The sequence below is a fragment of the Agromyces sp. NPDC056523 genome (genome assembly GCF_042794545.1).
GTDB lineage: Bacteria > Actinomycetota > Actinomycetes > Actinomycetales > Microbacteriaceae > Agromyces.
Map to the genome: position 1 here is coordinate 537,055 of NZ_JBHTTM010000002.1, position 12,741 is coordinate 549,795.

Annotated in this window: 12 protein-coding genes and 4 tRNA genes; 7 read left to right on the forward strand and 9 right to left on the reverse strand. The window is 70.3% G+C overall.

What is annotated here, in order from left to right; translation table 11 throughout:
• Window positions 1-100 precede the first annotated feature (100 nt).
• Both ACFQ58_RS09455 and pdxY read left to right on the forward strand, forming a co-directional pair.
• A complete protein-coding gene (locus ACFQ58_RS09455) occupies window positions 101-1,453 on the forward strand; it encodes an aminotransferase class I/II-fold pyridoxal phosphate-dependent enzyme (RefSeq protein ID WP_376950820.1) in 1,353 nt (450 codons plus the stop codon).
• A gap of 7 nt (window positions 1,454-1,460) precedes the next feature.
• Complete coding sequence (pdxY, locus tag ACFQ58_RS09460; RefSeq protein ID WP_376950821.1) at window positions 1,461-2,312, forward strand: pyridoxal kinase PdxY; 852 nt, start codon at window positions 1,461-1,463, stop codon at window positions 2,310-2,312.
• A 6-nt stretch (window positions 2,313-2,318) separates the two neighbouring features.
• Here pdxY and ACFQ58_RS09465 read toward each other — a convergent pair whose 3' ends face one another.
• Complete coding sequence (locus ACFQ58_RS09465; RefSeq protein ID WP_376950822.1) at window positions 2,319-2,882, reverse strand: HIT family protein; 564 nt, start codon at window positions 2,880-2,882, stop codon at window positions 2,319-2,321.
• Window positions 2,879-4,825 (reverse strand): threonine--tRNA ligase, encoded by a 1,947-nt coding sequence (gene thrS, locus ACFQ58_RS09470; RefSeq protein ID WP_376951118.1) that lies wholly within the window; start codon window positions 4,823-4,825, stop codon window positions 2,879-2,881. The genes ACFQ58_RS09465 and thrS overlap by 4 nt, the downstream gene beginning before the upstream one ends.
• 155 nt (window positions 4,826-4,980) lie before the next feature.
• Here thrS and ACFQ58_RS09475 point away from each other — a divergent pair, with 155 nt between their 5' ends.
• Window positions 4,981-5,619, forward strand: a complete 639-nt coding sequence (locus tag ACFQ58_RS09475) for a glycosyltransferase (protein ID WP_376950823.1) — start codon at window positions 4,981-4,983, stop codon at window positions 5,617-5,619.
• 70 nt (window positions 5,620-5,689) lie between these two features.
• Here the strand turns inward: ACFQ58_RS09475 and ACFQ58_RS09480 are convergent.
• The 3 genes from ACFQ58_RS09480 to ACFQ58_RS09490 all read right to left on the reverse strand — a co-directional run bounded on the left by ACFQ58_RS09480 (window position 5,690) and on the right by ACFQ58_RS09490 (window position 5,992).
• A tRNA-Val gene (locus ACFQ58_RS09480) sits at window positions 5,690-5,764 on the reverse strand.
• A 31-nt stretch (window positions 5,765-5,795) separates the two neighbouring features.
• Window positions 5,796-5,866 (reverse strand) — tRNA-Cys (locus tag ACFQ58_RS09485).
• 53 nt (window positions 5,867-5,919) lie between these two features.
• Window positions 5,920-5,992: transfer RNA gene (locus tag ACFQ58_RS09490), tRNA-Gly, on the reverse strand.
• 285 nt (window positions 5,993-6,277) lie between these two features.
• Here ACFQ58_RS09490 and ACFQ58_RS09495 point away from each other — a divergent pair.
• Both ACFQ58_RS09495 and ACFQ58_RS09500 read left to right on the forward strand, forming a co-directional pair.
• Window positions 6,278-6,350 (forward strand) — tRNA-Val (locus tag ACFQ58_RS09495).
• A gap of 167 nt (window positions 6,351-6,517) precedes the next feature.
• Window positions 6,518-6,877, forward strand: coding sequence for a VOC family protein (locus ACFQ58_RS09500; protein WP_376950824.1), 360 nt, complete (start codon window positions 6,518-6,520; stop codon window positions 6,875-6,877).
• A gap of 7 nt (window positions 6,878-6,884) precedes the next feature.
• Here ACFQ58_RS09500 and ACFQ58_RS09505 read toward each other — a convergent pair whose 3' ends face one another.
• The 3 genes from ACFQ58_RS09505 to zapE all read right to left on the reverse strand — a co-directional run bounded on the left by ACFQ58_RS09505 (window position 6,885) and on the right by zapE (window position 9,986).
• Window positions 6,885-7,427, reverse strand: coding sequence for a type II toxin-antitoxin system PemK/MazF family toxin (locus ACFQ58_RS09505; protein ID WP_376950825.1), 543 nt, complete (start codon window positions 7,425-7,427; stop codon window positions 6,885-6,887).
• 42 nt (window positions 7,428-7,469) lie between these two features.
• Entirely contained in the window at window positions 7,470-8,732 is a 1,263-nt protein-coding gene (locus ACFQ58_RS09510) for an ammonium transporter (RefSeq protein ID WP_376950826.1), read from the reverse strand.
• Window positions 8,733-8,930: 198 nt separating this feature from the next.
• Window positions 8,931-9,986, reverse strand: a complete 1,056-nt coding sequence (gene zapE / locus ACFQ58_RS09515; RefSeq protein WP_376950827.1) for a cell division protein ZapE — start codon at window positions 9,984-9,986, stop codon at window positions 8,931-8,933.
• Window positions 9,987-10,128: 142 nt separating this feature from the next.
• On the opposite strand from zapE, the gene ACFQ58_RS09520 reads away from it, so the two are divergent.
• Window positions 10,129-11,028 carry a sulfurtransferase gene (locus ACFQ58_RS09520; protein WP_376950828.1) on the forward strand — a complete coding sequence of 300 codons (900 nt, stop codon included), beginning with the start codon at window positions 10,129-10,131 and terminating at the stop codon, window positions 11,026-11,028.
• Window positions 11,029-11,068: 40 nt separating this feature from the next.
• A complete protein-coding gene (locus ACFQ58_RS09525; RefSeq protein ID WP_376950829.1) occupies window positions 11,069-11,509 on the forward strand; it encodes a SufE family protein in 441 nt (146 codons plus the stop codon).
• Between the two features lie 7 nt (window positions 11,510-11,516).
• On the opposite strand, the gene ACFQ58_RS09530 is transcribed toward ACFQ58_RS09525, so the two are convergent.
• Entirely contained in the window at window positions 11,517-12,695 is a 1,179-nt protein-coding gene (locus ACFQ58_RS09530; protein WP_376950830.1) for an alpha/beta hydrolase family protein, read from the reverse strand.
• Window positions 12,696-12,741: the final 46 nt, after the last annotated feature.

Sequence of the window (12,741 nt, forward strand, 5' to 3'; positions counted from 1 at the left end):
CTTCGACGGATGGCGCGCGCTCGCGCAACTTCTCGGACAAGATGCTTGCTTGGCCTAGGCCAAAAGATAGCATGGGCGCAGCCCTACGTTCGGAGCACGCATGGATCATGACCTGACCCTCGAGATCGCCGGCCGGTCGGCCGCCGACATCGCCGCGAGCGTCCGCGCGCTCATCGAACGCGGCGCACTGCGACCGGGCGACCCGCTGCCGCCGGTGCGCAACCTCGCCGACGACCTGGGCGTGAATCGCAACACCGCCGTCGCGGCCTACCGGCAGCTCACGCTCGCGGGCGTCGTCGTCACGCGCGGTCGGGCGGGCACATGGGTCGCCGATCGGGCGACCGTGGCGCAGGAGGGCTTCGCCGCCGACAGCGTGCTCCGCGACGTGGCGACCGGGAACCCCGACCCCGACCGCATCCCCGATCCGTCGCGCGCCCTTGCGGCGATGGCCGGTCGCCCGGTGCTGTACGGCGAACCCGTCATCGATCGAGACCTCGAACGCTGGGCGCACGACTGGATGAGCGCCGACCTCGCCCCGTCGGACTTCAGGCTCACGATCACGAGCGGCGCGGCCGACGCGGTCGAGCGGCTCCTCGCTCAGGCACTCGTCCGCGACGACGCGGTCGCACTCGAGGACCCGTGCTTCCTCACCAGCATCCACACCGTCCGCGTGGGCGGGTATCGCGCGGTTCCGGTCCCGGTCGACGATGAGGGGATGACCGTCGAGGGACTGCGCTCGGCGCTCGACCAGGGCGTCCGCGCGGTGGTGTGCACGCCCAGGGCGCAGAACCCCACCGGTGCGAGCCTCTCCGAGCGCCGCGCCGCGGAACTGCGCGAGGTGCTGCGCGAGCACCCCTACGTCCTCGTCATCGAGGACGACCACTTCTCGATGCTGTCGCGCCGTCCCTTCCGCTCGCTCATCGGGCCCGAACACCGACGCTGGGCGCTCGTGCGCTCGGTGTCGAAGTTCCTCGGCCCCGACATGTGTCTCGCGGTCACGGCCTCCGATCCCGACACCGCCGATCGGCTCGCGATGCGGCTCACGCCCGGCACCACCTGGGTCAGCCATCTCCTGCAGCGCCTCACGCTCGCCGTGGTGACCGACCCGGCGGTCGCAGCCGGCATCGCCGACGCGGGTGCGCACTACGCCGCGCGCAACGACGCGTTCGCGGCACGGCTCACCGAGCTCGGCCTGCCCACCGCCGCCGGCGACGGCCTCAACCTCTGGATCGCATTGCCGGTTCCGGCACGGGACGTCTCGGAGCAGCTCATGCGGCGAGGCTGGCTCGCACGCTCGGGCGACGAGTTCGCGCTCGGCGACGCCTCCGCATCGCGACGGCTGCGACTCACGGTGCACGACCTCGGCGAGGCCGACGCCGACCGGCTGGCGACCGACATCGCCGCCGCGGTTCGCGCGGCCGGCGGACGACTCATCCCGACCGGGATGGAATGATCGAGGGGTGAAGGTCCTCTCGATCCAGTCCGCGGTCGCCTACGGCCACGTCGGCAACTCCGCCGCCGTCTTCCCGCTCCAGCGCATCGGCGTCGAGGTCATGCCGGTCTACACGGTCAACTTCTCGAACCACACCGGATACGGCGCCTGGCGCGGTCCGCTCATCAGCCCCGACGACGTGCGCGAGGTCATCAACGGCATCGAGGACCGCGGCGCCTTCCCGGACATCGATGTCGTCCTCTCGGGCTACCAGGGGTCCGAGGGCATCGCCGACGTCATCCTCGACGCGGTCGACCGGATCAAGGCCGCGAACCCCGAGGCCGTGTACTCGTGCGACCCGGTGATGGGCAACGCGAAGAGCGGATGCTTCGTGGCGCCGGCCATCCCGGTGCTGCTGCGCGACCGCGTGGTGCCCGCGGCCGACGTGATCACGCCGAACCAGTTCGAGCTCGGCTACCTCACCGGGACCGAGCCCGGCTCGCTCGAGTCGACGCTCGAGTCGGTCGACCTGGCTCGGGCGACGGGCCCGCGCACCGTGCTCGTCACGAGCGTCGAGCGGCCCGACCGCGAGGAGGGCACGATCGAGATGCTCGCGGTCGACGACCGCGGTGCCTGGATCGTGCAGACCCCGCTCCTGCCGATGAAGGCGAACGGCTCTGGGGATGTCACGGCCGCGCTGTTCACGGCGCACTACCGTCGCACCGGCGACGCGGCCGAGGCACTGGCGCGCACCGCGTCGAGCGTGTTCGACCTGCTGACCAACACCCACGAGTCGGGCGAACGCGAGCTGCAGCTCGTCGAGTCGCAGGATTCCTACGCCCACCCCCAGATGCAGTTCGAGGTGCGCCAGGTCGGCTGATCGGGCTCAGCTCGGCCAGGCCTCGGCGATCTCCTGGCGGACCTCGCCGAGCAGGCGCGGGATCGCCTTGGTGCCGGCCACGATCGGGAAGAAGTTCGCGTCGAGCGCCCATCGGGGCACGATGTGCTGGTGCAGGTGCTCGGCGATGCCCGCGCCCGCGATCCGGCCCTGGTTCATGCCGAGGTTGAAGCCGTCGCACCTCGAGACCTGCTTCACGGTGCGCATGGCGATCTGCGTGAGCTCGCCGATCTCGGCGACCTCGTCGGCGTTCGCCTGGTCGTAGGTCGCGATGTGCCGGTACGGGCACACGAGCAGGTGCCCGCTGTTGTACGGGAAGAGGTTGAGCAGCACGAACGCATGCTCGCCCCGCGCCACGATGAGCGACTGCTCGTCTGAGAGCTTCGGCGCACGGCAGAACGGGCAGGTGTGCTCATCGGGCTGCTCGCCCTGCTGGATGTACACGAGCCGGTGCGGGGTCCAGAGGCGCTGGAACGCGTCGGGGACGCCGGCCAGGTCGGTCGAGGCATCCGTCGGGACGCCGTCGAACTCGCCATGCTCGTAGGAGGTCATGAGAACAGGTCGTCCCGCGTGGTCACCTGGCGGCGGTCGGCGATCGCCTCGAGGATCCGTCGCTCGGCCTCGGCGATCGACACGCCGTTCTCCTGGGTGCCGTCGCGGAACCGGAAGCTCACCGTCTCGGCGGTGCGGTCGCTCTCGCCGGCGATGAGCTGGATCGGCACCTTCTGGGTGGTGTGCGTGCGGATCTTCTTCTGCATGCGGTCGTCGCTGGTGTCGAGCTCGGTCCGCACGCCGGAACCCTGCAGCTGCGTGAGGATGCCGCCGAGGTACGGCGCATACTCGTCAGCCACGGGGATGCCGACGACCTGCACGGGCGCGAGCCACACCGGGAACGCACCGGCGTAGTGCTCGAGGAGGATGGCGAAGAACCGTTCGATCGACCCGAACAGCGCCCGGTGGATCATGATGGGCCGCTTCTTCTGCCCGTCGCGGTCGGTGAACTCGAGCTCGAAGCGCTCAGGCAGGTTCGGATCGACCTGCACCGTAGAGAGCTGCCAGGTGCGGCCGATCGCGTCCTTCGTCTTGAGATCGATCTTCGGCCCGTAGAACGCTGCCTCGCCGGGCATCTCGGTGAGCTTCAGTCCGCTCGATCGGGCGACGTTGCGGAGCGCGTTCGTGGAGTACTCCCAGAACTCGTCCGAGCCGATCCACTTGTCCTTCTCGTCGTCGCGCATCGACAGCTCGAGTTCGAAGTCGTCGAGTCCGAAGTCGCGCAGCATCGAGATGACGAACTCGATGACCTTGGTGGCCTCCTCCTCGAGCTGGTCGGGGGTGACGAACAGGTGCGAGTCGTCCTGCGTGAAACCGCGCACGCGCGTGAGACCGTGCAGCGCGCCGGAGAGCTCGTTCCGGTACACCGTGCCGTTCTCGGCGAGTCTCATCGGCAGGTCGCGGTAGCTGCGCGCCCGCTCCTTGTAGATCAGGATGTGCATCGGGCAGTTCATCGGCTTCAGGTAGTAGTCCTGGCCGGGCTTGGTGACGTTGCCCTCGGCGTCGCGCTCCTCGTCCATCCGGATGGGCGGGAACATGCCCTCCTTGTAGGTCACGAGGTGGTTCGACTGGAGGAAGAGGTCCTCCTTCGAGATGTGCGGCGTGTACACGTACGTGTAGCCGTCGGCGATGTGTCGACGGCGCGCGTGCTGCTCCATCTCCATGCGCACGACGCCGCCGCGCGGGTGCCACACGGAGAGGCCGGAGCCGATCTCCTCGGGGAAGCTGAACAGGTCGAGCTCGCGCCCGAGCTTGCGGTGGTCGCGCCGCGCGGCCTCCTCGAGCCGGTGCTGGTACTCGCGGAGCTCGTCCTTCGTGGGCCACGCGGTGCCGTAGATGCGCTGGAGCTGGGGGTTCTTCTCCGAGCCGCGCCAGTAGGCGGCGGCGATCCGGGTGAGCGCCCAGCCGTTGCCGATCATGCGGGTGTTCGGCAGGTGCGGACCGCGGCAGAGATCTCGCCAGGCGACGTCGCCCGTCTTCGGGTCGACATTGTCGTAGATCGTGAGCTCGCTGCCGCCGACCTCGACCGTCTCGTGGTCGTCACCGCTGCCGACACCATGCCCGGCGGCGCCCTTCAGGCCGATGAGCTCGAGCTTGTACGGCTCCTCCGCCAGCTCGGCGCGCGCCTCGTCGTCGGTGACGACCCGGCGCATGAACCGCTGGCCGGCGCGGATGATGCGCGCCATCTCCTTATCGAGCGCCTTCAGGTCCTCTGGGGTAAACGGCTCGGCCACGTCGAAGTCGTAATAGAACCCGTCGGTCACGGGTGGGCCGATGCCGAGCTTGGCGTCGGGATTGACCTTCTGCACGGCCTGCGCGAGCACGTGCGCGGTCGAGTGGCGCAGGATGGCGAGCCCGTCGGGCGACTCGATGGTGACGGGCTCGGCGACATCGGTGTCCGTCACCGTCGTGGCGAGGTCCTTCAGCTCGCCGTTGACGCGCATCGCGACAACGGACCGGTCGGTGAAGAGCTCGAAGCCATCGGCCACTGGATCCACTCCCTGAGAGGTTGAGACGAACCCTTCAACTGTAGTGCGCCGCCGCCAGCGCCCCTGCGGGGCTACTCCTCTGTCCGCTTTTGCGCCGGACGCGCTCGACCGTGATCGAGCACGGCGTGCCCGATCCCGGGCAGCAGTACGTCGGCGACCTCGAGCGGCTGGCCGTCGTCGTGAACGAGCCCGTCCGTCGTGGCCGGGTCACCGGGACGGACCTGCTGCCGCGGTTCACGCACGCCGACGGGATCGACGTCTTCGGCATCGACAGCGACCGACTGCCCGCGGCCCTCGGCCTCGACCCGCAGCTGGTTCGTCCGAGCGGGAACCTCTCGACCGTGCAACTGCACGCGGCGATGGCACGTCGACGCCTCTACCTGCACCCGGCGCGCTGGACCTCGCTCGGTCTCTCGCTCATCGAGGCCATGCACCTCGGGATGCCGGTGGTCGTGCTGCAGGCGACCGAAGCCGCGCGGGCCGTTCCCCCGGGGGCGGGATTCGTCTCGGCCAATGTCGGCGAGCTGGTCGCGGCGACACGTTGGCTTCTGGAGGATCCCGACGAGGCGACCCGACTGGGCGCGGCCGGACGGGAGGCGGCGCTCGAACGCTACCGGCTCTCGCGGTTCCGGTCCGACTGGGACGTCCTCATGACGGACGAGGTCGAGCGGCCACGCGGTCGAACACGTGCCGTCGCGCTGGACGGTGCGGGAGCCGGGCTGCGCCCGGACGCCTGGCAGGCGGGCTGACTCGCGACCGCCCGGAGCCGGGCTCGTCCTCGTGGAAACGGAAGAACCCCCGACGAATCGGGGGTTCGGGTGGTGGGCGATACTGGGATCGAACCAGTGACCTCTTCCGTGTCAGGGAAGCGCGCTACCGCTGCGCCAATCGCCCGGGTTGAGTGAGCAGCGAGGTGCTCGTCTCGAGGTGGATACGGGATTCGAACCCGTGTATACGGCTTTGCAGGCCGCTGCCTCGCCTCTCGGCCAATCCACCGTTGCTTGGGTTCACCACCAAAGAACAGAACCGGCTTTCGCCGGTCTGATCAGAGCGGATGACGAGACTCGAACTCGCGACCCTCACCTTGGCAAGGTGATGCGCTACCAACTGCGCCACATCCGCGTTGTCGCTGTTTCGGCGACAGAGAGACTCTAACGGATGACGTGAACGAATCACAAACCGAGCGGGCCGAGTGGCACGTTCGTCCCGGTCACGGCTGATTCCGGGCACGCATCCCGGGCGTGTCGGTGACTTCGGGCTCAACCTCGTGGCGCTCTGATGGCCTCCGGAGCCTGCCGTAGGCTGCTGCGTCGATCGAGGCGCCCGGAAGCCGCGCCGATGTGCATCACCGGCCCGGCGTGGGCTAGTATCGACTTCGCGGTCGGCACTGGTCGGCCGCGAGACCTCGGGCGATTGGCGCAGCTGGTAGCGCGCTTCCTTCACACGGAAGAGGTCGTCGGTTCGAGCCCGGCATCGCCCACCGAACAGGCCCCCGCATTGCGGGGGCCTTCCTCATGCGCCGATCCGTCCCGACACCCCGCGGACGCGGATCGCAACCCGTTGCCGCACGCGGGCACCGCGTCTACCGTGGCTGGCGCGCAGGCCCCAAGTGGGCGGCCGCGCGGCACGCGAGCAAAGGGGGAACCCATGACCGGTGAGGTGTCGTTCATCGAGTTCGGCGGCACGGATGCCATGGCCGCGCGTTCGTTCTACGGGAAGCTGTTCGGCTGGTCCTTCGAACCCGGTCCCGGCGGCGATGGCTACGCTATCGACGGCGTCGGAGTGCCGGCGGGCGTGCACGGCGGGGATGCCGGCGCGTCGCCCTACGTGTTCTTCCGCGTCGAGGACCTGGATGCGGCCGTCGCGGCCGTGGTCCGCCTCGGTGGCACGGTCGAGGACCTGCCGGGCGGCGACGACGAGGCGACCGCGGCCATCTTCGGCGAGTTCCGGCTGTGCCGGGACGACCAGGGATCGCCCTTCGGCCTGCACCGTCCGCCGCGCCACTGACGTCGGGTCAGCGCCAGCCGTACCGCTCGCCGAGCGCATCGGCGAGCCGGGAGTAGCGCGTCGCGTCGAGCGACGCGGCCTCGCGGCGCATGCCGCCGGTGCGCACCCGGAACACGCGGTCGATGCGCGCCCAGCTCGGACGGCCGGCGGCATCCCACGCGCCGTCGCCGAGGGCGACGAAGTCGCGGTCGCCGTCATGGGGCTTGCTCGTCAGCTGCACGGCGAGGAAGTCCCCGCCGGCGGATGCCGCCACGATCGCGACCGGGCGGTCCTTGCCGCGCCCGTCGCGCTCCTCGTACGGCACCCACGTCCACACGATCTCCCCCGGGTCGGGTTCGCCGTCGCGCGACGGCGTGTACCCCAGGCGCACGCCGCTCAGGCGCCGCGGATCGACCTCGACCGTGGCCGACTCCCCCGCCTGCCCCGGTGAGCGCAACCCGGTCGAGACCGGCACAGTCGGTTCCGTGACATCCCTCGCCCCACGGCCAGGACCGGCGAGCGAGCGGATGACACGCCCGAGGGCGGTGAGGAAGCGGCTGGTGTCTGGCACACCCGCACACTACCCTCACCGCCCTCGCGGTGATCCGGAGGATCAGACGGTCTCGAGCTCGTAGCCCTTCTCGCCGTGCACGACGGTGTCGATGCCGGCGACCTCGTCCTCGTTCTTCACGCGGAAGCCGATCGTCTTCTGGATGATGAAGCCGATGACGTAGGCGAGGGTGAACGAGTACACCAGGACCGCGATCGCCGCGATGGCCTGGACCAGCAACTGCGTGCCGTCGCCGCCCATGAAGAGGCCGGTGCCGTTGGCGAAGAAGCCGATGTAGAGCGTGCCGATCAGGCCGCCGACGAGGTGGATGCCCACCACGTCGAGCGAGTCGTCGAAGCCCCACTTGAACTTCAGGTCGATCGCGAGGGCGCAGACCGCACCCGCGATGAAGCCGAGGAGGATGGCCCAGACCGGGTCGAGCGCGGCACAGGCCGGGGTGATCGCGACGAGGCCGGCGACGGCGCCCGAGGCGGCGCCGACCGAGGTCGGCTTGCCGTCGCGGATCTTCTCGACCACGAGCCAGGCCAGCAGCGCGGCGGCGGGCGCGGCGATCGTGTTCACGAAGGCCAGGGCGGCGACACCGTCAGCGGCGAGCTCCGAACCGGCGTTGAAGCCGAACCAGCCGAACCACAGCAGGCCGGCGCCGAGGAGGACGAACGGCGGGTTGTGGGGCACATGCGCGCCCTTCGAGAAGCCGACGCGCTTGCCGAGAACCAGGGCGAGCGCGAGCGCTGCCGCACCGGCGTTGATGTGGACCGCGGTACCGCCCGCGAAGTCGATCACGCCGAGGCCGAAGAACTCCTGCATGCCGTACGTGGTCCAGCCGCCGTAGGCGAACGAGCCGTCGTCGGCGAGGCCGAAGTTGAACACCCAGCTCGCGACCGGGAAGTAGACGACGGTCGCCCAGATGGCGGCGAAGATCATCCACGCGCCGAACTTCGCGCGGTCGGCGATGGCGCCGGAGACGAGCGCGACCGTGAGGATCGCGAAGGTCGCCTGGAAGGCCACGAAGGCCAGCGGCGGGTAGGCGGCGTCCTCAGGAGTCTCCAGCAGGCTGGTGAGGCCGATCGCGGACCAGTCGATGGACCACGGCGGGACCAGGCCCTCCGCGCCCGGGAACGCGATGGCGTATCCGTAGAGGACCCACAGCACGCCGATCAGGCCGAGCGCGCCGAAGCTGAGCATCATCATGCTGATCACGCTCTTGGCCTTGACGAGGCCGCCGTAGAAGAACGCGAGTCCGGGGGTCATCAGCAGGACGAGGGCTGCCGCGATCAGCAGGAACGCGGTGTTGCCTTGATCCATGTCGAACCTCTCTCAAGAATCTGGGGGGCAGGTGCTGAACAGTTTCTTGAGAGGACGTTTCCGATCGCGGCGTCGGATGTTTCGCGGTCGTTACGGGATCCGTCGTCGCGTAAACACCATGTTTCGGGGACCGGAGGATCGCATGTGAGGTCGGCGCCCGACGGCATCGTGAGCACCCGCCGGACGTTGCGCGATGGATCAGTCGTGCGGGGGCAGCTCGCCCGTCGTCAGCGCGATCATCCGCGACATCGAACGCAGGTACTTCTTGCGGTAGCCGCCCGAGAGCATGTCGCCGCCGAACACCTCGTCGAGCGGCACGCCGCTTGCGATGATCGGCACCTCGGCGTCGTAGACGCGGTCGATGAACGCGACGAGCCGCAGGGCGGCGTTCTGGTCGGTCAGCTCGTGCACGCCGGTGAGCGCGATGATCTCGAGCCCGTCGATGAGCTTGATGTACTTCGACGGGTGCACGGTGGCGAGGTGCGCGATGAGCGCGTCGAACGAGTCGAGCGACACCCGGTGGCCCCGCCCGCCGAGAGCGGATGCCGCATGCTGGACGCTTGCGTCGTCGGCCTGCGACTCGCTGCGACCCTCGGTGTCGCGGCGGCGGTAGTCGAGCCCGTCGATCCGGAGCGTCTCGAAGTTCGACGAGAGCGCATGGATCTCGCGCAGGAAGTCGGCGGCCGCGAACCGTCCCTCGCCGAGCGCGTTCGGCGGCGTGTTCGATGTCGCGGCGACGCGCGTGCCGCCGGCCATGAGCTCGCCGAGGAACCGCGTCATGAGCATGGTGTCGCCCGGGTCGTCGAGCTCGAACTCGTCGATGCAGATGAGGCGGGCTCCGCGAAGCAGCTCGACCGCGTTGGCGTAGCCGAGCGCACCGACGAGCGCCGTGTACTCGATGAACGTGCCGAAGTACTTGGGTCCGTGGGCGACGTGCCACAGCGCGGCGAGCAGGTGGGTCTTGCCGACGCCGAAGCCGCCGTCGAGGTAGACGCCGGGCAGCTCGATGCGCGCCGGCCGCTTGCGCGAGAAGAACCCGCCGGGGCGCTGGGCCGCGCGCCACGCTCCCGCGAACTCCTTGAGCCGCTCGAGCGCGGCCTGCTGCGACGGGAAATCGGGGTCGGGCCGGTACGACTCGAACGAGGCGTGCTCGAACTGCGGCGGCGGCACCAGCTCGGAGGCGATCTCCGCGCCGGTGATCGAGGGATTCCGGTCGACGAGGCGCTCGGGGGCGGATGTCGCTGCAGTGGTCATCGGCGAGGGGCTCCCGTGTTGCACATGGTGACGGGCCCGGTGACGCCGACCGGCGCGCCGCGTAGATTCGTGGTGGACAGGTGACCAGCCTAGTCCGCACCCCGCAGCCCCCCGTCTGACCGGACGACCCCAGGAGGTCCCCATGACCGTCGAGTTCGACCCCTCCGCCAAGCTGGCCGAGTACACGCACCCCGAGCGCCTCGTCACGACCGACTGGCTCGCCGAACGCCTCGGCCGGCCGGGCCTCGTCGTGGTGGAATCCGACGAGGACGTGCTTCTCTACGAGACCGGACACATCCCGGGTGCGGTCAAGGTCGACTGGCACACCGAGCTCAACGACCCGGTCGTGCGCGACTACCTGACCGGCGAGCAGTTCGCTTCGCTTCTCGGCTCCAAGGGCATCGCCCGCGACGCGACGGTCGTCATCTACGGCGACAAGAACAACTGGTGGGCGGCGTACGCGCTCTGGGTGTTCACGCTGTTCGGGCACGAGGACGTGCGACTGCTCGACGGCGGCCGCGACAAGTGGATCGTCGAGGGCCGGCCGCTCACGACCGAGCCGGCGACGGTCGTCCCCGTCGAGTATCCGGTCGTCGAACGCGACGACTCCACCGTCCGCGCGTTCAAGGAGGACGTGCTCGCGCATCTCGGCAAGCCCCTCATCGACGTGCGCTCGCCCGAGGAGTACACGGGGGCGCGCACGAGCGCCCCGGCCTACCCCGAGGAGGGCGCCCTGCGCGCGGGGCACATCCCCACCGCGGCATCCGTGCCCTGGGCCCGAGCCGCTGCCGAAGACGGCACGTTCCGCTCGCGGGCCGAGCTCGAGGCGATCTACCGCGACGAGGTGGGCCTGCAGGACGACGACGAAGTGATCGCGTACTGCCGCATCGGCGAGCGGTCGAGCCACACGTGGTTCGTGCTGACGCACCTGCTCGGCTTCGAGCATGTGCGCAACTACGACGGCTCGTGGACCGAGTGGGGCAGCGCCGTGCGCGTCCCCATCGTGACGGGCACCGAGCGCGGCGAACTGCCCGCCCGCTGAGCCGGGAGTCGCCCAGCGACAGGATGGGACAATGGTGGTGATGGATGCCACGACCCTGCCCACCGCGCTCGCCGAGACGCGCGAGGACTTCCTCGCCCTCGGCGTGAAGGACCGCCTCACGCTCCTGCTCGACTTCTCGAACGAGCTGCCCGAGCTGCCCGAGCGGTATCGCGACCACCCCGACCTGCTGGAACGCGTCGAGGAATGCCAGTCGCCGGTCTACATCTTCGTCGAGTTGGATGACGCGGGGCTCGTGCACATGCACGCGACGGCTCCCGCCGAGGCGCCGACCACGCGCGGGTTCGCGTCCATCCTCGCGCAGGGCGTCGACGGCCTGACGCCCGACGAGGTGATGGCGATCCCGTCCGACTACCCGCAGTCGCTGGGGCTGAACGAGGCGGTCTCGCCGCTGCGCGTGCGCGGCATGTCGGGCATGCTCGCGCGGGCGAAGCGGCAGCTGGCGGCGCGACTGGCCGCCTGACCGCGGTTCAGCGCTCGGCGAGCCAGTCGCGCACGAGCCCGGTCCAGCGCTCCGGATCGAAGTTCCACAGTCGGGTGTGGCGCGCGTCGTCGAACACCTCGAACTGCACGAGGTCGGCCCGCACCGCCGCGAGACGGCGCGACCCGTCGATCGGCACGAAGCCGTCGTCCTCGCTGTGCATGAGCAGGATCGGCACGTCGAGCTCGTCGGCCCGGGCGACCGCGTCGAGCGCCCCGAGGTCGATCGGTGCTGCGAGGCCCGTGAACGCACCCGCGACCGGCGCGCTGAGGACGCGTGCGACGGCGCCGCCGAGCTCGGCGGGCCAGCCGAGGGCGCGCCCCTGGAACCGGAGGATGTCGGGCCAGTCCACCGCCGGCGACTCGAGGATCACGCCGACCAGGTGCTCCCGGACCTCGGCGGACCGGAGCACCGTCTGCAGCACGATGGACCCGCCCATGGACCAGCCCATGAGGACGATGCGCCGGGCCCCGTGCGCGATCGAGAATCGGACCGCGGCCACCACGTCCTCCCATTCCGTGCCGCCCAGGCCGTACCGGCGATCCTCGCTCTCGGGTGCCTCGCCGTCGTTGCGGTACGAGACGAGCAGGCTCGCCCATCCCGCCTCGCTCGCCGGCTCGACCGCGCGCAACGCCTCGTGCCGCTTCGCGCCGCGGCCGTGCACCTGCACGACCCAGTCGGTCGACGCGTTCCCCGTCGCGTCGGGAGCCGGGATGAACCAGGCGGGCGCCGGCCCGAGCGGCGTCTCGACGACGACGTTCTCGTAGTGCTCGGCCACCTCCCACGGCCCCAGCTGGTACCAGCCGCTGAGGCGCCCTCGCCCCGCCCGATCGAGTCGGCCGAAGTCGACGGCGTCGACCCGACGTCGAACGCGATGGCCGTCGTCGAGGACGTCGCCGAGTCGGGCATGACCCGAATCGTGTTCGAACCAGAGCGCGTAGCGCCCCGCGACGCGCGTATCGGGATTGGACGTGAGGCTGACCTCGCCCGCGGCGAGGTCGACGCCGTCGATGCGCAGGTCGTCCTCGCGCTGCGGCTCGGGCGTGACGACCCGACGTGCGAACACGACGGCGGTGGCCGCCGTCGCGGCGACCAGCGCCGCGCCGAGGACCGCCACCCCGCCGAGCACCGCCGCGACGGGCCCCACGGTGCGCTCAAGTCGTGACATCGTGCCTCCCCGGGCCCCTCCGGCCGCTTCGACGCGAGGTCGCGGC